We start from the raw sequence: 20,560 nt of genomic DNA, 5'->3' as shown, positions 1-20,560 counted from the left end.
CCCCTCCGAACGCAGGTCCTTCTCGTTTTCTTGCAACTGGCTTGAGTCAAGCCCGTTCTGGCAACTGGCTTGTGTTACGCCTGCGCGCCGGTCTTACGACGACGCATCGCGAAGACGGCACCCGCACCGGCGACGATCGCGACACCGCCCACGAGACCGATGGTCGGCAGCGCCGAGCTGGAACCGGTCTCGGCGAGGTTGCCGGTCGGCAGCTCGGAGACGTCGCCCTGCGGCTTCTTCACCGAGTCCTTGGAGCCCTTGTCGCTCTCCTCGGCCTCACCCGGGTTCGGGTTCGCGGAGCCGGCCTTGAGGACCGAGAAGTCGTACTGGGCCCAGCCCTCGGCGATGCAGTCCTGACCGTCGACGTTGTCGAGGTAGGCGCCAGAACCGAAGGAGTAGGCGTCACCGGCCGGGGCCTTGGCGTCGATGCTGACGCGCAGGTTGACCGACTGGCTCTTGCCCGCCTTCAGCTCGTCGACGAAGAAGAAGTAGTCGCCGGCCCACTCGTCGTTGCCGATGCGGTCCCAGGAACCCGTCTCGGGGTTCTTGAACTCCAGGTCGACGTACGGGCTCAGGAACTTCGACTCGTCGAGCTCGTAGTTCTCGACCTCGGCGTAGAAGGCCACGCCGTCGACCGTGGTGCCGGACTCGTTGGTGACGACCAGCTTGAAGTTGTGGAAGCCGTCACCGGCGACGATCTTGCCGGGCAGGCCCTTGATGTCCGCGGAGACCTTGGCGTCCGTGAAGTCCTCGTCGAGGTCCTCGCAGTAGGGGACGTCCGGGTCGGACGGCTCCTCGCTCGGCTCGGCCGACTCGCTGGGCTCGGTGGAGTCGGTGGGCGACGCGGTGTCGGTCGGCGACGTGGTGTCGCTCGGCTCGGTGGTGGCGGTCGGCGACGTGGTGTCGCTCGGCGAGGCGGTGTCGCTCGGGACCTCGGTCGGGGCCGTCGGCGAGGCGGTGTCGGTCGGCGTCTCCGACGGCGTCTCGGTCACGGTGGGGGTCGGCGACGTCTCTTCCGCGAACGCGGCAGGCGCGGACAGCAGCGCGAGCGGGGCTATGACAGCCGTCGCGGCCGCTGCGGCCATGGCACGGCGAAGCTTCATGAAAGACCTCAAGAAGTCCGGTGTGCTGCGACGCGCAGCACGCGAGTGGGGTGGTCGGGCCTCGCGTGTGGGGCGCGGGCTGTGGCCCTTGGTACGCATGGTTTGATCCACGAGGGCTGTGAATGGTTGCACTCGCATTCACAGAATTCTTATGTGGCCTGAGTCACAGCCCGATCCCGCCGGATTTTCCTTGTGAAGGCGCTTTCCGAACCCCTAGAACTGACGATCGTGTCTGACAAGCCCGCCGAGGACTCCTCCTCGACCCCCGAAGTCCCGGACGACGTCTGGGAACAGTTCGCCCGCGCCAACGAACAGGCCGCCCCGAAGGAGCCCTCCGCCCGCGCCCGCATGGTGACGGAACGGCTCCGGCAGCAGGAGGCGCGGGGCGAGCTGCCCGAGGGATGGCGCACGGGGCCCGCCCGGCAGGGCAGGAAGCGCGGCCGCGGCGTGTGGACAGCCCTCGGTGTGCTGCTCGCCGTGGCCGTCGCCGTCGTGGCGATCAAGCCCTCGCTGCTGCCCGGCGACCCCTTCGGCTCCGGCTCCGCCGACGAGGCGACCGAGACCCTGCCCGCGGAGACGGCGGCGCCGACCGGCCCGCCCGCGTCCGCGGCCCCGCGGACCCCGACGCTCGACGACCCGTTCGCCGGTTCGCCCGCCAAGCGCTGGGCCGACGGCGAGGCCGGCATCGTCGTACCGGAGGCGAAGGCGGTCGGCGGGCGGAGCAAGGCCGATGTCACGCGCGCCCTGGAGCTGACCCGGAAGCTGCTGATCGACGCGAACCTGGACCCGGCGACCCTGCGCGGGGAGCGTCCGGAGACGGCGCTCGACCTGCTGGAGCCGCAGCAGAACGTGCCGGGCTTCCTGAAGAAGGCCCTGAGCGAGCCGGACAAGGACCACGATCCGCTGGTGATGTTCAGCCGCTTCGACCCGGACGAGGTCCGGCTCGTCGGCGACGTCGTGAAGACCCGCGGCCGTATGACCTTCAAGGCCGGCGAGGGGGCCGCCGTCGCCGTCCACGCCGACTACACCTTCGTCTACCCGGTGGTCCGCACCGACGGCACGACCGACGTGGCCCGCACCATCGTCCGCCGCGTCCTCGACCTCGAACTCTCCGACCCGGCCAAGTACCGGGTCACACCGGGCAAGATCGGCGTCGTGAAGTACGACCAGGACATCGGGAACTCGGCCTGCGACGTCTACGACGGTTTCCTGCACCCGCACTTCCCGTCGGCCGAGCCCACGGGCGCGGCGCCCACGGGCCCGACGACGGACCCGTACGACCGCAGCCGGGACATCAGCGACGACAAGGGCTGCGGGACGGTGTCCCGGACGTGACCGGTATGTGGTGACTCCGGCCGGGCCGACCGGCATGCGAAGGGCCCCGCGGGACGGAACCGCGGGGCCCTTCTTTCGTCAGCACCGGCGTCAGGGCAGCGCCGGTGCCTGGGGAGCGGCGCCGGGGGGTTGCGCCGCTGGTCCTGTGGTGCTGGGCGCCTGGCGAATGCCCGGGGTCGGCGCCCCGGCGTAACCGGGGCGCGCGGATGGTCTGGACCTCTGGCAGTGCCGAAACGCACAGACAATGTGGGTGTGTACAGGGGGACTTGGGCTTTGTAGGCATCGTGCTGGATCGACCTGGCCTCCGCAACCGTTTGACCCAGCCTTCTGTTCCCGCCGGTCGGCCCCGGGCGTCCCCGGAGCCGGCCGTTCTCTTGGGTGACCGGGCTGCTGTCCCCTGCCGTCCGGTCACTTACCTGGAGCGAGGTCCCACGACGTACGGCAAGATCCGAACGTCTCATCGCTCCAGCGAGCCACGCGTGGTTCTGTCGGGCCCGCCCCTGGCTGGCACGGACACCACCACCAACGAAGCGGTCCGCGATGCGGTCACGCGCCGTACGGGTGAGACGGGGCCCGAACTCAGATGCGACCCCTGCACAGTTCGAGCAGCGTCATCGCGAGGGACGTACCCGGCTTGCCGAGCGCCTCGCTGAAGTGGTTGAGGACATCCATCTCGCGCGCGAGGTGCACGCGCCGTCCGCCGGAGGCGATGCGGGTCTGCTGCACGACGGCGGAGACGGCCGCCCGTTCCTGGATGAGGCCGATGATCCGGTCGTCGATGGCGTCGATGCGCTCGCGGGCGTCGGCGATGACCGCTTCGGGAGTGGTGGTGGTCACGGGGGCTCCTCGTGGTGTCTGTGGTGTCTCTTCGAGGGCTGCCCCGGAGCGGCAAGATCCGGAAGGAAACGACAGGCGCCCCGGACCTTGTCGGCCCGGGGCGCCTGGGAAGTCGCTTGTCAGTAGCTCAAGCAGCACGACCATGGCAGCCGGCGGGCCGGTTGCCATAGGTAAAGAGGAAGGTCGGGTGCGTGAGCATGGCAGCAGTATGCACGCGCGCGGGCACCTGTCCAACCGGGGTCCATCCACCGGACGGGGAGGGGCGGAGGCGCCTGTCGGGAGGGGGCGGGGGCGTCTGTCGGGAGGGGGCGGGGGCGCCTGTCGGGAGGGGGCGGGCTCACCGCTCGGGACGGGGCGCGGCCGCACCCCGTTAGAATCGGTCTCACAGCCCTCGCCCAAACCGCCGGAAGGCACCCCGTGTCATCAGCGACCCCCGCCGCCGCCCCCGACACCGTCCTGGTCGTCGACTTCGGCGCGCAGTACGCCCAGCTCATCGCCCGTCGCGTCCGCGAGGCGCGGGTCTACAGCGAGATCGTGCCGAGCACCATGCCGGTCGAGGAGATGCTCGCCAAGAACCCGGCGGCGATCATCCTCTCCGGCGGCCCCTCGTCGGTCTACGAGGAGGGTGCCCCCCGCCTCGACCGCGCGCTCTTCGAGGCCGGCGTCCCCGTCTTCGGCATGTGCTACGGCTTCCAGCTGATGGCCCAGAGCCTGGGCGGCACGGTGGACAACACCGGCGCCCGTGAGTACGGCCGCACCGACCTGCACGTCTCGAAGTCGTCCTCCACCCTCTTCGAGGGCACCCCGGACGAGCAGCATGTGTGGATGTCGCACGGCGACGCCTGCTCCGCCGCCCCCGAGGGCTTCTCCGTCACGGCCTCCACGGACGTCGTCCCGGTCGCCGCCTTCGAGAACGACGAGAAGAAGCTGTACGGCGTCCAGTACCACCCCGAGGTCATGCACTCCACGCACGGCCAGCAGGTCCTGGAGCACTTCCTCTACCGGGGTGCGGGCCTCAAGCCCGACTGGACCACCGGCAACGTGATCGAGGAGCAGGTCACCGCGATCCGCTCGCTCGTCGGCGACAAGCGCGCCATCTGCGGGCTGTCCGGCGGCGTCGACTCCGCGGTGGCCGCGGCCCTCGTCGCCCGCGCCATCGGCGACCAGCTGACCTGCGTGTACGTCGACCACGGCCTGATGCGCAAGGGCGAGACCGAGCAGGTCGAGAAGGACTTCGTGGCCGCGACCGGCGTGAAGCTGGTCGTCGTCGACGCGGAGGAGCGCTTCCTCACCGCGCTCAAGGGTGTCTCGGACCCCGAGGAGAAGCGGAAGATCATCGGCCGCGAGTTCATCCGGGTCTTCGAGCAGGCCCAGGCGGAGATCATCGCGGACGAGGGTCCGGCGGTGGAGTTCCTCGTGCAGGGCACGCTCTACCCGGACGTGGTCGAGTCCGGTGGCGGCACCGGCACGGCCAACATCAAGTCCCACCACAACGTCGGCGGCCTCCCCGAGGACCTCGAGTTCAAGCTCATCGAGCCGCTGCGCAAGCTGTTCAAGGACGAGGTCCGGATGGTCGGCCAGGAGCTGGGCCTGCCGGACGAGATCGTCCAGCGCCAGCCGTTCCCCGGCCCGGGCCTCGGCATCCGGATCGTCGGCGAGGTGACCAAGGAGCGGCTCGACCTGCTCCGTGACGCCGACGCCATCGCCCGCGAGGAGCTCACGGCCGCCGGCCTCGACCGGGACATCTGGCAGTGCCCGGTGGTCCTGCTCGCGGACGTCCGCTCGGTCGGCGTCCAGGGCGACGGCCGCACCTACGGCCACCCGATCGTCCTGCGTCCGGTCTCCTCCGAGGACGCGATGACGGCCGACTGGTCGCGCCTGCCGTACGAGGTGCTCGCGAAGATCTCCACCCGGATCACCAACGAGGTCGCGGACGTCAACCGAGTCGTCCTCGACGTGACCTCGAAGCCGCCGGGCACGATCGAGTGGGAGTAGGTCTCCCGCTAGGTCTTCCTAGGTCCGTTTGAGAGTCCGCACCGGCTCTCCGGGCTTCCAGACCTGGACGACGAGGTACTTGTCGTCCTCGACGTAGGTCCTGACGACCTCCGTCAGCTCGGTGCGGAAGAGGTGGAACGGCTCCGGCGGTTCCACCTCTTCGCCGTATGCGGCCTTGGTCGCCACATCGACGACCTCGACCGCCCGCCCGCTGATCCGCACATCACCGCCGCCCATCGACTGCCCCTCCCCGGGATTCGCCTGGAGCGCGAAGCGCGGGTCGCGGAGCAGGTCGAGGGCCTTGAGCGAGTCCGGCATCATGCCGAGCCACAGCTCGCCGTTGAGGAACCGCACCTCCAGGCCGCTGGTGCGGGGTGAGCCGTCCTTGCGGAGGGTCGCGAGGGTGTGGTGCGTGAAGGCGCCGAAGCGCTCCTCGACGAGTTGGGCGAGATCGGGTTCGGCGGTGGTGAAGGCGGACCAGTTCGCAGTCATACGACGAGTGTGGCGCCGATACCCGACATCCGCTGTCCGGTATTACGGGGTCTGCGTGCCCTGCGCGGCGTACGGCAGCGGGCGCACGTACCGCTCCCGTCCCGCGTCGTCCCGCACCTGCGTGCAGCCGCCGGCCGTCAGCTGCGCGGCCAGTTTGGCGCGGCGGACCGTGTTGATTCGGAGGGCGCCGTACATGAACGCCGGCATGAGCACGGCGAGCGGCAGGAGGACGGCGTACTTGCCGGTCAGCGGGGCCATCAGCAGGAACAGGGCGGCGGCGCCCCAGCCGATCGTCTTGAGCCGGCGCGGGTCGCCCGCCTCGATCAGGGCGTCGTACTTGATCAGCGCGATGATCAGGTCGACGTCGGCCTGGGCCTCCGGGACCGGCGTGAGCGAGTTCAGGTACATGCCGGGGACCGTGCCACCCGCGCCGACCTGCGGGAACGCGGCGAGGTTCGCGGCGGCGCGCTGCTGGGCCGCCGGGTGGGTGTCGCGGACCAGGTGGACGTGGAGGATCTTGTGGCGGCCGACGAGGCGGACACCGGCGTAGCGGAAGCCGAAGCACTCGGCGACGTAGACCAGCGCCCCGAACAACTTGTGCTCGGCGAAGGGGTGGACCAGCTCGACGTGGTCCTGGGTCGCGAGCTGCCGCATGAGGGAGCTGAGGTGACGTTCGACGAGGCTCAAGGAAGGCTCCGGGATGACTCAAAACTGGTGCTGGAGTGTCGGGAACTTGTCGTTCCGCACACCAGACCGCCGAGCCGCCGGAAGGGTTGCGCACGGCATCGTTACCTCATACGCCTGTTCTCCTGCGCTGACCGACGGTAACTTCCGCCCCGTAAAGCCACCCCAGTGCTGGAGGACCGATGCACGGGACGTATGAACCGGGACCGACCCCGCCGGCCCCCCTGCCCACCGACAGCCTCCGGTTCGCGATGCCGCCGATGCACGACTCGGTCGAGGACGAGCGCCGGCACCGCAAGGAACGGCTGGCGGGCGCGCTGCGGATCTTCGGACGGCAGGGCTTCGAGGACGGCGTCTCCGGCCACATCACCGCACGCGACCCGGAGTTCACCGACTGCTTCTGGGTCAACCCGTTCGGCATGCCCTTCAAGCACGTCACCGTCAGCGACCTGGTCCTCGCCAACACCGACGGGCAGGTCGTCGAGGGCCGCTACCACGTCAACCAGGCCGCCTTCACCGTGCACGCCCAGGTCCACGCCGCCCGGCCCGACGTCGTCGCGGTCGCCCACTGCCACTCCGTGCACGGCCGCGCCCTCTCCGCCCTCGGCGAGCTCCTGGACCCGATCACCCAGGAGAGCTGCGCCTTCTACGAGGACCACGCGGTGTACGACGCCTATTCGGGTGTCGCCGTGGACACCGCCGAGGGCCGCAGGATCGCCGCCGCCCTGGGCTCGGGCAAGGGCCTGGTGCTGCGCAACCACGGCCTGCTGACGGTCGGCGACTCGGTGGACGCGGCGGCCTGGTGGTTCCTGTCCATGGAACGCTCCGCCCAGGTCCAGCTGGCGGCCCGAGCGGCGGGCCGCCCGATCCTGATCGACCACAAGGCGGCGGTCGCGACCAGGGAGCAGTTGGGCGGCGACCTGGTCGCGTGGATCAACTACCAGCCGTTGTGGCAGGACATCAGCCGCAGTGAGCCGGATCTGCTGAGCTAGAAGCCTCTGAGGATCACTGCCTTGGTCATCGCGAACTCCTCGTCCGTCAGCACCCCTTCGCGATGCAGCTCGCCCAGCTCCCGCAGCCTGCGCAGCAGTACGTCGTGATGGTCGGCCTGTGACGGCACCGCTGCCGGGAGCTGTGGGAAGCGGCTGGCCTGGTCGTCGGCCGTGCGGGTGGAGGGGTGCGGGAGGCGGGCGGTGACCGCCGTGGCCACCAGGGCCGTCAGCAGGTCGCGGCGGGCGCTGCCCCACAGGTCCAGGGCGTACGGGTCCTTCTCGGGCGGCAGTTTGGAGAACGCCGTCTCGCGGGTCACGAACCGCAGGAAACCGTCCTCGTAACCGGAGTTGGGCAGCCATTCCACGCCCACCAGGTCGGAGATCGCGATGATCCGCGGGCCGGTCGCCCGCTTCACCCGGTCCGAGGTGTCGGCCCAGTCGATACGGACCTGGAGGCCGTCGAAGGAGACGCTGCCGTCGGAGGAGCGCACGGATACCGGGACCGGCGGCCCCGACAGCAGATACGTCTTCGTCGGGTCCTTGGGGATCTGGTCGAGCAGCAGCGCCCGCCGGATCTCCTCCGCCACGTACTCCGCGACCCCGGCCCGGTCCACGTCCACCACCAGCCGGTACGGGTCCGCCGCGTCCGGCAGCCGCCCCCCGGTCGCCTGCAACAGCGGATCGGCGCCCTCGCGCAACCGCATCCGCAGCCGCCCCCGCTTGCGTTCGGGCTCGAAGACGACACCGGAGACGGCCTCCAGGGGCACGGCGATCTCCCCGTACGTCTGCCGGAACAGCGGTACCGAACGGTGGAGGCCCGGCGTGATCCTGACCGTCGTGCCGTCGAAGGCCCAGGTCCCGTCGCGCTGGATGATCTCGGCCATACAGAAATTCTCGCAGCCAGGTCAACACGGCGACCCCGGCTTCACCCGCCCTGACCAGACCTGCCGGACGCGCCCGTCGTGGCGTAAGGCACAATTCGCTGTCATCGCACGGGAGTTGCAGAGCGGCGGCCGAGACCTCGGCAGGGGCCGCGCATCGTGGAGATCGCGGGGAAGGCGGGCGTCGGGCGTGGCGGTGCAGGAGGCGAGACAGAGCGCGGATGCGGGCGCGCACGGAGGCGGCTGCACCTGCGGCGACTGTCCCCACGGAGCGCGGGAGGGGCATCGGCGGGCGGTCGCCGAATTCCTCATGAAACGGGACGAGTTCGCCGCCGGGCAGGGCCTGCCGGCCGCCGTGGCCCACTCGGCCTCGGCGTCCCGTCAGTGGGTGTCGGAGGAGCTGACCCAGTCCGCGGAACTGGTCGCCGAACGCGGCCGCGCCGAGGGCGAGGCGTGGCTGGCCCGCCTGTGGAGCCGCACCGCGTACACGATGTGGGCGGGCGTGGTCGTTCTCCTGCTCGTCCAGGCGCTCACCGCGATCGGCGCGGGCTGGACCGCCGCCCGCACCGCCGGACTGCTGGCCGCCCTGGTGACCGCCGGTGCCCTGACCACGGCCTCCTGGTTCCATCGCACCCGGGGCGGCGCGCTGGCCCCCGTGATCGGCGAGGACAACCGCCTCTCCACCTCCCGCGCGGTCGCCGTCGCCTGGGTGCTGTTCGTGGCCTACGCCGTCCTCGTGCTGGTCGGCCGACTCGCCGCCGCGTCCGACCCGGCCGAGCGCGACACGCTGCTCTCCGGGCTCGAACTCGCCCGCGCCGCCGGTGTGGTGACCGTCCTCGCCGTGGTCTGCGGGATCGCGGTGCTGGTCCGGCGCGTGGTCGGGCTGCGGGTGCTCGGGCAACGGCTCCAGAAGGTACGTGCCGACCGCCCCAGGGCCGCCGACCTGCTCACCGACGACGCCGGGCGCGGCAGCTTCGCCGACATCCAGTACGTCGTGATCGGCGCGGTGGCGCTGCTGTTCGCCGCGGTACGGCTGGCCCGCCGCCCCGACCAACTCCCCGACCTGCCCTGGGGGCTGGCGGTCGTGGTCCTCATCTCGGCGGCGACCTACCTGGCCGGCAAGTACGCCGAGGGCGGCCGTCCCGTCATCCTCTCCGTCGTCCGCGCCCGCGAGGCCGGCGACCTCGACGCCCCGATCCGCACCGGCGACGACATCGAGATCCGCGGCGCCGGGTTCGTACCACCCGGCGCCCAGGGCGCGGAACGGCTGTCCCGCATGACGGTCCGCGTGGGCACCGTCCATGTCCATGTCCCGCTCGTCCCGGTGACCGGGGGCTTCAGCAACCCCACGGACGCCGTCCTCACCGTCCCCGTCCCCGCGGACGTGGAACCAGGCCGAGTTGAGGTCCAGGTGATCACCGCGGCCGGCGTGGAGACGAACCGGTACGCGATCGATGTGACGGACTGAGCGATGGCGCCCGGCGGAGACGCCGGAGCCGTGCCCCCGACCGGAGTCGCCCGAGCCGTCGCGACCACCGCAGACACCCCGACCATGACGACCATCGACGAGGCCTGAACCATGAGCGAAGCCGTTCTCTCCGTCATACCGACCGACCCGCACTGGCAGCCCGAAGAAGCCGGTGCCCTCCGCGCCCAGGCCCTCGTGACCGAGCTGGTCGGCGGCCTCGCCCCCGACACGGACGTCGAGATCGACGTCGACTGGTACGACCTGCCCTCGGTGGTCGACAGCGCGCAGAACCTGGAGCGGATCGGCTGCCCGCGGTGCCGGGGGGCGATCGACCTCGAGTGGTGGGCGGACCTCATCGAGGACCATGAGGACGGCTTCCCGACCCTCGACGCGACCGTTCCCTGCTGTGGGGCCGACGTCTCGCTGGCCCAGCTGGACTTCCACTGGCCCTGCGGGTTCGCCCGGTTCGAGATCGCCGTCTGGAACCCGGAGACCGACACGCTGAGCGAGGCGCAGCTGAACTCCGTGGCTCGGGCCCTGGGCCACCCGGTACGTCAGATCCGGGCGCACATCTGACCGGCGCCACGACCGGCCTCGGGCAAGGCGCATCCAGGGGGCGGAAACCCGTCGTCCCGGCATTGAGCGGTACCTCCCTTTCGTGCGTATCGTCTTTTGAGGGGTCACAGCACGCTGGGTGAGAGGCGGCTAGGAGCGATGACTCACGGTTTTCGTACGGACACGCACACCCCCTACTTCGACGGCGGCGGCCGAAGCTGGCGCGACACCGCCACTCACTACGCGCTGCTCCCGCTCCGCGTCTTCCTGGGCGTCACCTTCATCTACGCCGGACTGGACAAGCTCACCGACAGCGCCTTCATGAAGGACTCGGGGGCGGGCTCGATCGGCGACCAGATGCGCAACGTCAAGCAGTCGTCGGCGATCCCGGCCATGGTCGACATGGCCCTCAACAACCCCGTCGGCTTCGGCTACGCCATCGCCCTCGGCGAAGTGGCCGTGGGCCTCGGCACCCTCTTCGGCCTCCTGGCCCGCCTCGCCGCCCTGGGCGGAGCCCTGATCTCCCTCAGCCTGTGGCTGACGATGAGCTGGGCCGCGGAGCCCTACTACTACGGCAACGACCTCGCCTACCTGATGGCCTGGCTACCACTGATCCTGGCCGGGGCGCCGTATCTGTCCCTGGACGCCCTGATCAGAAACCGCCGCCGAGAACCGAGCGGGGCCGCGGCTTGGTGACGGGGGTTCCAGCCGTCCGGTGACGGGGGCTTCCAGCCGTCCGGCCTGGGCCTACCCCGGTATCTCCGGCGAAGGCTCCTCCGGGGTGCCCGTGCCGATGGTCGTTCTGCGGCGGCGTCGGAGTGATCGGGTCAGTAGTCCTACCGCGCCTGCCAGGCACAGGCCTGCCGTGACCACGGGGATGATGGCGAACCAGGGGGTTTCCCAGGCGCCGCCCGCGTCTCCGGCGTAGATGATGCCTGCCAGGGTCAGGAAGAAGCCGGCGATCAGTTTGCCTGGGCGGAACTCATGACGCAGCACGGCTCACCTCCGCCTGTCCGACGCCGACCTGGAGGTCGATGTCGAGGGTGCCGGACGGCTTGACGCCCTTGGCCGGGGTCAGGGTGGCCTCCTTGTACTTGCCCGGTTCCACGTCCACGTCCTCCTGGTCGTCCCCGGGCAGCTGGATGTCGCCCACGCCCACGTCGATGTGGACCTGCACGGTCGCGTCCTTCGGCACGATCACCTTCACCTTGCCCACGCCCACCTCGACCTCGGTCGTCACCGTCTGCCCCTTGGCCAGGTCCACCGCGCTCAGATCGAGCGTGCCGACGCCGGTGCCCAGGTTGTACTTCTGCTTGACGTCCGCCACCGCGGCGGGCCGCCAGTTCTCCCGGACCCAGTCCGTGCCGATGTCCTTGGGCACGGCGGCCGCCCCGGCGAGCAGCCCCGCCGTGAGCACCGCCAGGAAGATCGAGCCCGCCCCCGTACGCCCGAGGAACGAACTGACCGCGATACCGAGGCCCAGGACGATCAGCGCGCAGGCCAGACCGGTCTGGAGGCTGGTGCCGAGGGGGTGCTCGTCCCACGTCAGCCCCGTGCCGAGACCGGCCGCGAGCAGGGCGAGCAGGAAGATCCAGCCGCCGATCCAGCGCGGGCCGCGCTGCCTGGACTGCTGCGGGCCGGCCGTGCGTATGTCCGCACCGGCGTGGCCGTAGCCACGGGCCAAGCTGAAGTCGATGGCGTCCGCGATGTCGCGGGGGCGGGAGTCGCCAGGGCCCCACAGATAGCCGGTGCCGCCCTCGTGAGTGCCGTCTTTGACGATGGGCTCGCGCCACCAGGAGGGGTAGGTGACGCTGACCGGCGGGGCCTGGGCCTCCGGCGGGGCGTCGGCGGCGGCCTGGGCGGCCAGCGGGTCGGTGTCGGGGGTGCCGCGCTGCCGCGCCCAGTACCCGGCGCCCGCGAGAAGCAGGGAGACGACGACCGCGAAGGTCAGCACCGTCCCGTTGTTCAGCATCGTCAGGAACACGCCGCAGCCGACCAGCGCGAACAGCACGGCCGCCAGGGCCTGGCCGTCGACTCGACCGGTCAGCAGCTTGCGGACCTCGTTCTCCTCGTCGTCCTCGTACGGCACGAAGAGCCACGCGAAGCCGTAGAAGATGAGGCCGATGCCGCCGGTCGCGGAGAGCACGGCGAGGGTGATCCGGAAGATCACCGGGTCCATGTCGCACTGCCGCCCGAGGCCGGCGCACACGCCCGCGAGCATTTTGTGCCGCCGGTCGCGGCGGAACTTCGGCGGCGGCGCGGCCGTTCCCCCCTCGCCGGGAGGACGGAGCCCGTCCTCGCCAGGAGAACGAACCCCGTCGCGGTCGTCTTCCGGTCCAGCCGCGCCCGGCCGCTCCTCTTCCTTCCGCGCACCCGCCCGCTCGTGCGCACGCGGTTCCTCACCGGCGGCGGTCGCGGAGGGCGCGGCGGACGAGGCGCCCTCGTCGGGCGCCGGGTCCGCGGCGTGCTGGTGATCTGTCATGTGTCCATGGTGACGGGCGAGCTGCCGCGACGGGAGTCGGAACGACCCTGGCCGGACCCTGATATCGCCCCTGACCCGGCGCCGGGGAGACGTTCGAGGGCCGTGCCGTTTCTGCGCGTCTCGAAGATCAGGGGAGTCTAGGGGGCCGACCCTGATGCTCGGGCCGTCGCGCCGTGTGAACATCGATGGCATGCCGGAAGCAGCCGCAGCAGCGCCACTCGTCGAACCGCGGCCGCCGCGCAAGCTCTACCGCAGCAGTGACGGACGCTGGCTGGGGGGTGTGGCGCGGGGGCTCGCCGGGCATCTCGGGCTGCCCGTGATCTGGGTGCGGCTCGTCTTCGTCGGCCTGTTCATGGCGGACGGCCTCGGCGCCCTGCTGTACGCCGCGTTCTGGTTCTTCGTGCCGCTCGGCGTCGGAGGTGTGAGCGGCCAGAAGGCCCCGTCCTTCGTCACCACCGAGACCTCACCCGACGGCCGCCGCCGCCTCGTCGCCCGCAGACCGGACAAGGGCCAGATCGTCGCCCTGCTCCTCATGGTCGTGGTGGCCATGGTCTTCGTGGGCAACGTCAACCTGGGCACGGGCGCGAAGGCCTACCTCTGGCCCGCCGTGCTCGTCGGCGCCGGTGTGGCGCTGGTCTGGCGGCAGGCAGACAACGCCCGCCGGGCCCGCTGGGCCGAGGTCGGCCGCCGCAGGCGGACCCTCAGCCTGCTGCGCGCCGCGGGCGGCGTCCTGCTCGTCACGGCCGGTGTGTCCGGCATCTTCGTCATGCAGGGCTCGGCCGCCCACCTCGGCTCGGTCCTCCAGGCGGCCCTCGCGGTCCTGGTCGGCATCACCCTCCTCGCCGGCCCCTACCTCGTACGCATGACCCAGGACCTCTCCGAGGAGCGCCTGATGCGCATCCGCGCCCAGGAGCGCGCCGAGGTCGCCGCCCATGTCCACGACTCGGTGCTGCACACCCTGACCCTGATCCAGCGCAACGCGGAGAACGCGGGAGAGGTGCGCCGCCTCGCCCGCGCCCAGGAGCGCGACCTGCGCACCTGGCTCTACAAACCCGAGGGCACGGGCAAGGACGAGGCCGACGAACCCGACACCCTCGCCGAGGCGGTACGGCGCAACGCGGCCGAGGTCGAGGACAAGCACGGCGTCCCCCTGGAAGTCGTCATCGTCGGCGACTGCCCCCTCGACGAACGGATCGGCGCACAGATGCAGGCCGCGCGCGAGGCGATGGTGAACGCGGCCAAGTACGGTGGCGAGGGCGGCGCGGTGCAGGTCTACGCCGAGGTCGAGGGAAAGACGGTCTTCGTGTCGGTCCGGGACCGCGGCCCCGGCTTCGACCCCGACTCGATACCCGCCGACCGCATGGGTGTCAGAGAATCGATCATCGGCCGCATGGAGCGCCACGGCGGCACGGCCCGCCTGCGCGCGGTGCCGGGCGGCGGCACGGAGGTCGAGCTGGAGATGGAGAGGGCGGAGAAGACGTCATGAGCGACCCGACCGAGGCGAACGACACAGCGACGGGCGAGCGCCGGGTGCGAGTGGTCCTCGTCGACGACCACCGCATGTTCCGTACGGGCGTCCAGGCCGAGATCGGCCAGACCGAGCAGACCGGCGTGGAGGTCGTCGGCGAGGCGGCCGACGTCGACCAGGCCGTCACGGTCATCACCGCGACCCGCCCCGAGGTGGTCCTCCTGGACGTCCACCTCCCCGGCGGCGGCGGAGTCGAAGTCCTGCGCCGCTGCGCCCCGTTGATGGCGGACGCGGAGCAGCCGGTGCGGTTCCTGGCCTTGTCGGTGTCGGACGCGGCGGAGGACGTGATCGGCGTGATCCGAGGCGGGGCGAGGGGCTACGTCACCAAGACCATCACAGGCACGGACCTGGTCAACTCCATCTTCCGCGTCCAGGACGGCGACGCGGTGTTCTCCCCGAGGCTGGCCGGCTTCGTCCTCGACGCGTTCGCCTCGACGGACGCGCCACCGGTGGACGAGGACCTGGACCGCCTGACGCAGCGCGAGCGCGAGGTACTGCGGCTGATCGCGCGCGGCTACGCGTACAAGGAGATCGCCAAGCAGCTGTTCATCTCCGTGAAGACGGTGGAGTCCCATGTGTCGGCGGTACTGCGGAAGTTGCAGCTGTCGAACCGGCATGAGCTGACGCGGTGGGCTACGGCGCGGCGGCTGGTGTAACCGGATCCAGATTCGGATCCAGATTCGGATCCAGGTTCAGGGCGAACCAGATTGCCTTGCCGAGGCCGTTCGGGCGGGGTTCCGTGCCCCACTCGTCGGCGAGCAGGGTGAGGAGGATCAGGCCGCGCCCCGACTCGTCCTCCGGGGACGGGTTCCGGAACGTCGGCATCGTGTCGCTCGCGTCCGTCACCGATACGTGGAGGCGGCGGGCGTCGTCGTCCAGGGCGCAGCGGATACGGATCTCGCGGCCGGGGGAGACGTGGGCGTGGCGGTAGGCGTTGGTCATCAGCTCGCTGAGCAGTAGTACGGCCGTGTCGGTGATCGCGTCCGGGAGTTTCCAGTCGACGGCCTGCGCACGGAGAAGAGCGCGGGAGCGGCTCACGCTGCGGGGGTGGCGGGGCAGTTGCCACTCGACGGCTTCCTCGGACATGCGCGGTTCTCTTCCTTGCGGGTGCTTCTCCGTCATTTGCCGTGATCAGGCTGGTGGTTGACGCGTAACCTCGGGGAGTGGCGGAGTGTGTACAGAGGGTGCGTGTACACGGGGTGTCGGTGGGAGACGGGGGATGCGCGTGGCTACGTCTCAGCAGGCTCAGCAGAGCTGGCGGTACTGCGGTGGGCAGATCAAGTTGTGGCGGGAGGAGGCCGGGGTAGCGCGGCAGCTGCTGGCTGACGAGGCCGGCTATGACTACGAGTACGTCAAGTCGATGGAGTGCGGTCGACGAAGGCCAACACTGCGGCTGCTGCAAGTCGCCGATCAACTATGCGGAGCTCGCGGGAAGTTGGTCGCCGCACACGAGTTCCTGAAGCCTGAGCCGTTTCCGCAGCGTACGCAGCAGTACGTTCTGGTGGAGGCCGAGGCGATCACACTGCAGTGGTACGAGCCGCTGCTTGTGCCCGGCTTGTTGCAGACCCCGGAGTATGCCCGAGCGCTGATCGGCAGCAACTGTCCGCCTTTGGACGAAGAGACGGTGGAGGAGCGAGTCGCTGCGCGGCTGAAGCGGCAGGAGAAGCTGGGGCGTAAGCCGCTGACGTACTTCAGCTTTGTCATCCATGAGGCGGTGCTGCGTTCCGTCGTCGGTGAGCAGGACGTCATGCGGGGGCAGTGCGCCCATCTGCTGGAGGTGGGGAGTCAGCGGCACTTGTCGATCCAGGTGCTCCCGTTCACAACTGCCCCTACGGCGGCGCTCAGTGGCCCGATGGTGCTCGTGGAGACGGCTGATCACGAGCGCTACGCCTTCGTGGACGGGCAGTCCACCGGGGCTCTCCACTCCGATGGGGACAAGCTCAGTACGCTCACGCAGCGCTATGGCATGATCCGGATGCAGGCGCTTAGCGTGGAGGAGTCTGCGCAGTTCATCAGGAAGGTGGCGGAGGAGCTGTGAGCGCCGAACTGGCTTGGTTCAAGTCCAGCTATAGCGACTCAGAGGGCAGCGCCTGCCTCGAAGTCGCCTACGCCTGGCGCAAGTCCAGCCGCAGCGACTCCCAGGGTGGCGCCTGCCTCGAAGTCGCCCTCCACCCCCACACCACCCACGTCCGAGACTCGAAGCTCGGCCCCCAAGGCCCCCGTTTCGACGTGAACGCCGACGCCTGGGCCGCCTTCGTCGCCTACGCCTCCCGCGAGGTCTGAGCTTCGGGCTTCGGGCGTCGAGATCCGATCTCCTCTTTCAAGGAATGGGCGGAAAGAATCCACCCACCCTCCCGCCCTCCCCGCGCCCAACTCGCCTGCGCACCAGCCGAGATGACTTTTCGTGATCGGCTTGCGACGCGCTGTCGCGAACCTCTAGCGTTCGCGACAACAAACAACCCCGGTCGGGTGCTACCAACACCCGCCGGGGTCTCACCCCAAGATCGAAACAGGCGATCCCGTGGCTTACGAAAACCCTAACGCGGCCCTGCCCGCGCCCGCAGCCCATCCCATGGCCAAGCCCGGCTACGGCAAGCGCTCAGCCCCGGAAGAACAGCAGCCGAAAGCCGATGCCTTCCATCACCTCGCACCCCGCGAGGCCTACCTCGCCAGCCTCATCGACCAGCTCTCCGAGAACGCGGCGATGGATGCCAAAACCCTCGCCAAGGCCCAGCCCCTCTACGGCCAGCAGGCCGTGCGCTCGGCGCTCAACGAACTCGGGCGCGCCGGTCATCTGCGGCGCGTACGGCGTCGTATCCCGCCGAGTGAGGGCGAGACCGGCACGCGGTGGGTGTTCCATACCTTCTGGTCACGTACCGCACGTGACGACGAATGGTGGGCCTGGGCGCTCGAAGGTGACGTGACGCCGCCCGAGGTCGAGACAAAGGCAGTCGTGGACGACGTACCGCCACCGTCCGAGGCCTACGACACCCTCGCCCGCCTCGGCCTCCGCGACCCGCGCCTCGCCCTGTCGGCCGCCGACTGCGCCGCGCTCGAAGAGCTGGCCGGTGAATGGCTGGCCCGGGGCACGTCGCCGGACCAGCTCTCTCAGGTGCTGGTCGCCGGGCTCCCGGACCAGGTGCACTCGCCCCGCGCCTTCCTGCGGCGTCGGCTGGTCGACCGGATGCCGCCCGAGCGTCCTGCCGCCGCGCCTGCGCGAGCCCCCCGCGTCATGATCGAGTGCACCGACTGCGGGGTGCCGGGGCGGGCTGAGGCGTTGCCGGGAGGGCTCTGCCGGGCCTGCGCGGGGCGGGGCGGGGGTGCGGAGCCGATGCCGACCGGGAGGCAGATTCGGGATGTCCGGGCCTGGGTCGAGGAGATTCGGGCCGGTCTGGTCAGAGCGTGAGGGAGCGGCGTTCGCGTCCGGACAATCGTGTCAAGGCCCGACCCAAAGCCGCCGCGGCTGCCGTGCCCGCGCCCAATATCAAGGTCAGCACACTGCCCATGGGCTCGGAGTAGCTGAAATAGCCGAGTGCGACCCCGACGGCCAACAAAGCAACATAGGTCAGCCTGCCTGCCAGGCGTCTCCTCCTGGCATCAGCCCGTGAAGCCGCCAAGAAGCGCTTCTCCAGTGCCCCGAGCACCACTCTGCCTGTGATCGAGTCCTCAACGGCTGCCCGACTCCGTTCGCTGAGAAGTCCTTCGGGTGCATATCCGGACAGCAGCCAGTCCGTGGCGGCCTCGGACAGCCTCTGGCGCAGCCGGAGTGCTGAAGCCGCCTCCTGGATCCATGTGTGGAATCTCGGCCAGCTGTCGACGAGAGCCTGGTGGGCGAGCTGTACCTGAGGTCGACCGGCCTCAACGAGGTATCTGGTGACCAGCAACCGCCGTTGCAGCAGCTGTTCGCACAGATCGGTGGCTCCCGTCGCCGCGATGGTGTCGGTGGGTACCGCTCGCCTCAGCGGCTCGCCGTCGGATCCGATGCTGACCAGGTGCAAGAGGAGTTCGCGGGCCCTGTGGGCGTCGTCCTCCGACAGCGAGAAGAACCATTCCTCCGCGGCAATGGCCAGGCTTCCCTGTACGCCGCCCATGTCCAGGTACCCGTCATGGGTGAGGTAGCCCTCGCTCCTGCGCGTCCACATGTTGTGGAGAGCGGACTGGAGGAGTGGCAAGGCCCCGGGTTCGCCGCCCACGTCGGCGAGCAGGCGGTCGGTGAGGCCCGGTTCCAGCTGGAGCCCCACGGATCGCGCCGGCATCTCCACGGCCTGCCGGAGTTCCTCGGGGCTCATGGGAGTGACGTGTACCCCCTGCTTGATGAAGGAGACCGCGTGCGCCCGAGCCTGGACCAGGAAGTCGGTGCGCAGGACGGTCAGCGGGAGGAACGCCGAATCCCGCGCGCGCATGAGCGTCCGCAACAAGTCGAGGGGGTGACTGCGGCCGACCGGCTCACGCGTGAGGAGTTCTTCGAACTGGTCCAGCACGACGACCACCTTGCGGGAGTTCTCGGGAAGGTCGGCCAGCGAACGCAGCACTGCCTCCAACTCCGTCGCACGGCCGTCCTCGTGGACCCGGACGATCGGCCAGAGCTCACTGCCCGGCAGCGCTCCCGCGCGAAGAGCGGGGAGCACACCTGCGTTCACCAGGCTCGTCTTGCCGCTTCCCGACTCACCGATGACCGTGCACGTTCCGTGGCGGGCCAAGGTGTTCAGGACCTCGGCCACCAGTTCGTCCCGTCCGAAGAACACCGGCGCGTCGGACTCCGAGAAGGGCATGAGCCCGGGATACGGCGCCGGATCGGCATCCTCCGTGAAGGTGCTGCTCGCCTTCGACTGTCTGAGGCCCGCCTGCACGGTCTCCAGCAGCCGGTCCGCGTCCAGCCCGTCTCTGAAGTCGAGGCATGCGTACCCCCGCAGTTCCTCCGGCACCCGGGTGATGCCGGGCAGCAGGACGGGCAGTACACGTGCCTCTACGGCGGCCAGGACGTCCAGTTCGTACAGCTGCCGAAGACTCAGTTCCCCCGGCGGGCTGACCAGGACCAGATTGACCTTGGCCGGTCGGATGCCCGTGTTCCACCGCTGGCCGACCACGGGTTCGGCGACCCTGAGGTTTCCTGGCAGGGTGAGCAGCTCACGGATCTGATCTGCTTCTCTTCGGCCCGTGTGGCTGTGCGACACCGAGACATCCGGCGTCGCGAATCGCGTCGTAGGGTCGTATCGGGTCTCGACCGGCTCTCTGCCGACGGCGTCCGGCGTTGGCCGCAACGCCGCCAGCGGGTTCCGGTCAGGGGCCAGCAGGGCGATCGCGTTGCGCAGGTTGTCGTACGCCTGTACCAGCGCCCTGCGGTCATCCGTCCGCCCCGGATCCGTGATGACCTGCTCGTCGAAGGCGTAGGCGGGCACGTAGGGCACCTGGAGTTCCCAGAAGGTGAGGCCTGCCTCGTCCAGCGCAGGGGGCGTGAATCGACCGAACGTCCGCGCGAAGCGCTCGGTGAAGTCTGCCAGGAGGCCAGGGTCCTGTTGGTCCACCCGGGACGGCACCACCAGAACCTCCAGTGGCCGGTCGCCGCGCACCGCCTTCACCTGAGGGGACAGGAAGTGCCGGACCATCCACGCCGTGCCCTCCATGTTCTGGAGGTTGGGTGCGCACAGGGCGACGACGGCATCGGCCAGTTGGTAGGCGCAGACCCCGCCGAGCTCCGTCACTCCCGTACGGCTGTCGACCAGCACGACGTCGTATCGATCGGCACACGTCCTGCGGAACCACTCGAAGAACAGCTCGCCCGACCAGACGTAGTAGAAGTCCTGCCAGTCGAAGCGGCGCAGTTCGCTGCCGTAGCGGGTGATCTGCTCGTCCGTCTGGCGCAGGCCCGCCGCGAGCAGGTCGAGACGGCCGCCGTCCGAGCGGCGGGGATAGACGTTGCAGATGTAGCGGTCCAGGTCGCGGTAGGCGTCCTCCTCGCCCTCGTCGGCGGACGAAGCGGCCACGGACATCGCGTACTTGAACGCCAGGAGCAGGTCCAGCAGGCCTTCCCGGCCGCGTACTCGCTCGTGCTCGATCGGGAAGAAGTGTTCCAGGCCCGGTGCCTCCAGGTCGAAGTCGACCATCAGGACGCGCATCCCGCTTCTCGCCAGCTGGTCGGCGATGTTGGCCAGGGCCATGGAGCGGCCGACGCCCCCCTTGTAGGAGTAGAACGTGACGATCACGTCGC

General features: G+C 70.1%; 20 protein-coding genes. 11 read left to right on the top strand and 9 right to left on the bottom strand.

Annotated elements, in window-relative coordinates; genetic code table 11:
* Nucleotides 1-74: 74 nt before the first annotated feature.
* Nucleotides 75-1,103 (bottom strand): LAETG motif-containing sortase-dependent surface protein, encoded by a 1,029-nt coding sequence (locus IQ210_RS25945; RefSeq protein WP_194081509.1) that lies wholly within the window; start codon nt 1,101-1,103, stop codon nt 75-77.
* Nucleotides 1,104-1,331: 228 nt separating this feature from the next.
* Between IQ210_RS25945 and IQ210_RS25940 the strand changes: the two genes are divergently transcribed.
* Entirely contained in the window at nt 1,332-2,438 is a 1,107-nt protein-coding gene (locus IQ210_RS25940) for a hypothetical protein (protein WP_194081508.1), read from the top strand.
* 579 nt (nt 2,439-3,017) lie between these two features.
* Here the strand turns inward: IQ210_RS25940 and IQ210_RS25935 are convergent.
* The gene (locus IQ210_RS25935; protein WP_256785706.1) at nt 3,018-3,275 is read right to left on the bottom strand and encodes a chorismate mutase; all 258 of its coding nucleotides are present in this window, start codon (nt 3,273-3,275) and stop codon (nt 3,018-3,020) included.
* A gap of 417 nt (nt 3,276-3,692) precedes the next feature.
* On the opposite strand from IQ210_RS25935, the gene guaA reads away from it, so the two are divergent.
* Entirely contained in the window at nt 3,693-5,270 is a 1,578-nt protein-coding gene (gene guaA / locus IQ210_RS25930) for a glutamine-hydrolyzing GMP synthase (protein ID WP_194081507.1), read from the top strand.
* 18 nt (nt 5,271-5,288) lie between these two features.
* Here the strand turns inward: guaA and IQ210_RS25925 are convergent, their stop codons facing one another.
* Nucleotides 5,289-5,762, bottom strand: a complete 474-nt coding sequence (locus IQ210_RS25925) for a pyridoxamine 5'-phosphate oxidase family protein (RefSeq protein ID WP_194081506.1) — start codon at nt 5,760-5,762, stop codon at nt 5,289-5,291.
* A gap of 42 nt (nt 5,763-5,804) precedes the next feature.
* The gene (locus IQ210_RS25920; RefSeq protein ID WP_194081505.1) at nt 5,805-6,449 is read right to left on the bottom strand and encodes a hypothetical protein; all 645 of its coding nucleotides are present in this window, start codon (nt 6,447-6,449) and stop codon (nt 5,805-5,807) included.
* A gap of 179 nt (nt 6,450-6,628) precedes the next feature.
* On the opposite strand from IQ210_RS25920, the gene IQ210_RS25915 reads away from it, so the two are divergent.
* The gene (locus tag IQ210_RS25915; RefSeq protein WP_194081504.1) at nt 6,629-7,438 is read left to right on the top strand and encodes a class II aldolase/adducin family protein; all 810 of its coding nucleotides are present in this window, start codon (nt 6,629-6,631) and stop codon (nt 7,436-7,438) included.
* Here IQ210_RS25915 and IQ210_RS25910 read toward each other — a convergent pair.
* Complete coding sequence (locus tag IQ210_RS25910; RefSeq protein WP_194081503.1) at nt 7,435-8,322, bottom strand: DUF4429 domain-containing protein; 888 nt, start codon at nt 8,320-8,322, stop codon at nt 7,435-7,437. The genes IQ210_RS25915 and IQ210_RS25910 overlap by 4 nt on opposite strands.
* 187 nt (nt 8,323-8,509) lie before the next feature.
* Between IQ210_RS25910 and IQ210_RS25905 the strand changes: the two genes are divergently transcribed.
* The 3 genes from IQ210_RS25905 (at nt 8,510) to IQ210_RS25895 (ending at nt 11,038) form a co-directional block, all read left to right on the top strand.
* Complete coding sequence (locus tag IQ210_RS25905; RefSeq protein WP_194081502.1) at nt 8,510-9,787, top strand: hypothetical protein; 1,278 nt, start codon at nt 8,510-8,512, stop codon at nt 9,785-9,787.
* 111 nt (nt 9,788-9,898) lie between these two features.
* Complete coding sequence (locus tag IQ210_RS25900) at nt 9,899-10,363, top strand: hypothetical protein (protein ID WP_194081501.1); 465 nt, start codon at nt 9,899-9,901, stop codon at nt 10,361-10,363.
* A gap of 138 nt (nt 10,364-10,501) precedes the next feature.
* Nucleotides 10,502-11,038, top strand: a complete 537-nt coding sequence (locus tag IQ210_RS25895; RefSeq protein ID WP_194081500.1) for a DoxX family protein — start codon at nt 10,502-10,504, stop codon at nt 11,036-11,038.
* 51 nt (nt 11,039-11,089) lie between these two features.
* Here IQ210_RS25895 and IQ210_RS25890 read toward each other — a convergent pair whose 3' ends face one another.
* Nucleotides 11,090-11,338: a hypothetical protein gene (locus tag IQ210_RS25890; protein WP_194081499.1), complete on the bottom strand. Its 249-nt coding sequence runs from the start codon at nt 11,336-11,338 to the stop codon at nt 11,090-11,092.
* Nucleotides 11,325-12,824: a PspC domain-containing protein gene (locus IQ210_RS25885; RefSeq protein ID WP_194081498.1), complete on the bottom strand. Its 1,500-nt coding sequence runs from the start codon at nt 12,822-12,824 to the stop codon at nt 11,325-11,327. Before IQ210_RS25885 ends, IQ210_RS25890 begins: the two co-directional genes overlap by 14 nt.
* A 154-nt stretch (nt 12,825-12,978) precedes the next feature.
* Here IQ210_RS25885 and IQ210_RS25880 point away from each other — a divergent pair, with 154 nt between their 5' ends.
* Complete coding sequence (locus IQ210_RS25880; protein WP_194081497.1) at nt 12,979-14,310, top strand: ATP-binding protein; 1,332 nt, start codon at nt 12,979-12,981, stop codon at nt 14,308-14,310.
* On the top strand, nt 14,307-15,008 hold the full coding sequence (locus tag IQ210_RS25875) for a LuxR C-terminal-related transcriptional regulator (RefSeq protein WP_194081496.1): 702 nt from the start codon (nt 14,307-14,309) through the stop codon (nt 15,006-15,008). Before IQ210_RS25880 ends, IQ210_RS25875 begins: the two co-directional genes overlap by 4 nt.
* Here IQ210_RS25875 and IQ210_RS25870 read toward each other — a convergent pair.
* Nucleotides 14,986-15,438: an ATP-binding protein gene (locus tag IQ210_RS25870; protein ID WP_194081495.1), complete on the bottom strand. Its 453-nt coding sequence runs from the start codon at nt 15,436-15,438 to the stop codon at nt 14,986-14,988. The two genes, IQ210_RS25875 and IQ210_RS25870, sit on opposite strands and share 23 nt — an antisense overlap.
* 133 nt (nt 15,439-15,571) lie before the next feature.
* On the opposite strand from IQ210_RS25870, the gene IQ210_RS25865 reads away from it, so the two are divergent.
* From IQ210_RS25865 to IQ210_RS25855, 3 genes are all read left to right on the top strand, one after another.
* Nucleotides 15,572-16,390 carry a helix-turn-helix domain-containing protein gene (locus IQ210_RS25865; protein ID WP_194081494.1) on the top strand — a complete coding sequence of 273 codons (819 nt, stop codon included), beginning with the start codon at nt 15,572-15,574 and terminating at the stop codon, nt 16,388-16,390.
* Nucleotides 16,387-16,635, top strand: coding sequence for a DUF397 domain-containing protein (locus IQ210_RS25860; RefSeq protein ID WP_194081493.1), 249 nt, complete (start codon nt 16,387-16,389; stop codon nt 16,633-16,635). Before IQ210_RS25865 ends, IQ210_RS25860 begins: the two co-directional genes overlap by 4 nt.
* Before the next feature lie 238 nt (nt 16,636-16,873).
* Nucleotides 16,874-17,758: a hypothetical protein gene (locus IQ210_RS25855; RefSeq protein ID WP_194081492.1), complete on the top strand. Its 885-nt coding sequence runs from the start codon at nt 16,874-16,876 to the stop codon at nt 17,756-17,758.
* On the opposite strand, the gene IQ210_RS25850 is transcribed toward IQ210_RS25855, so the two are convergent.
* Entirely contained in the window at nt 17,748-20,555 is a 2,808-nt protein-coding gene (locus tag IQ210_RS25850; protein ID WP_194081491.1) for an nSTAND1 domain-containing NTPase, read from the bottom strand. The genes IQ210_RS25855 and IQ210_RS25850 overlap by 11 nt on opposite strands.
* Between the last annotated feature and the right edge of the window lie 5 nt (nt 20,556-20,560).

The sequence above is a fragment of the Streptomyces justiciae genome (assembly GCF_015163075.1).
GTDB lineage: Bacteria > Actinomycetota > Actinomycetes > Streptomycetales > Streptomycetaceae > Streptomyces > Streptomyces justiciae.
This window is presented reverse-complemented; position numbering and strand designations above follow the sequence as displayed.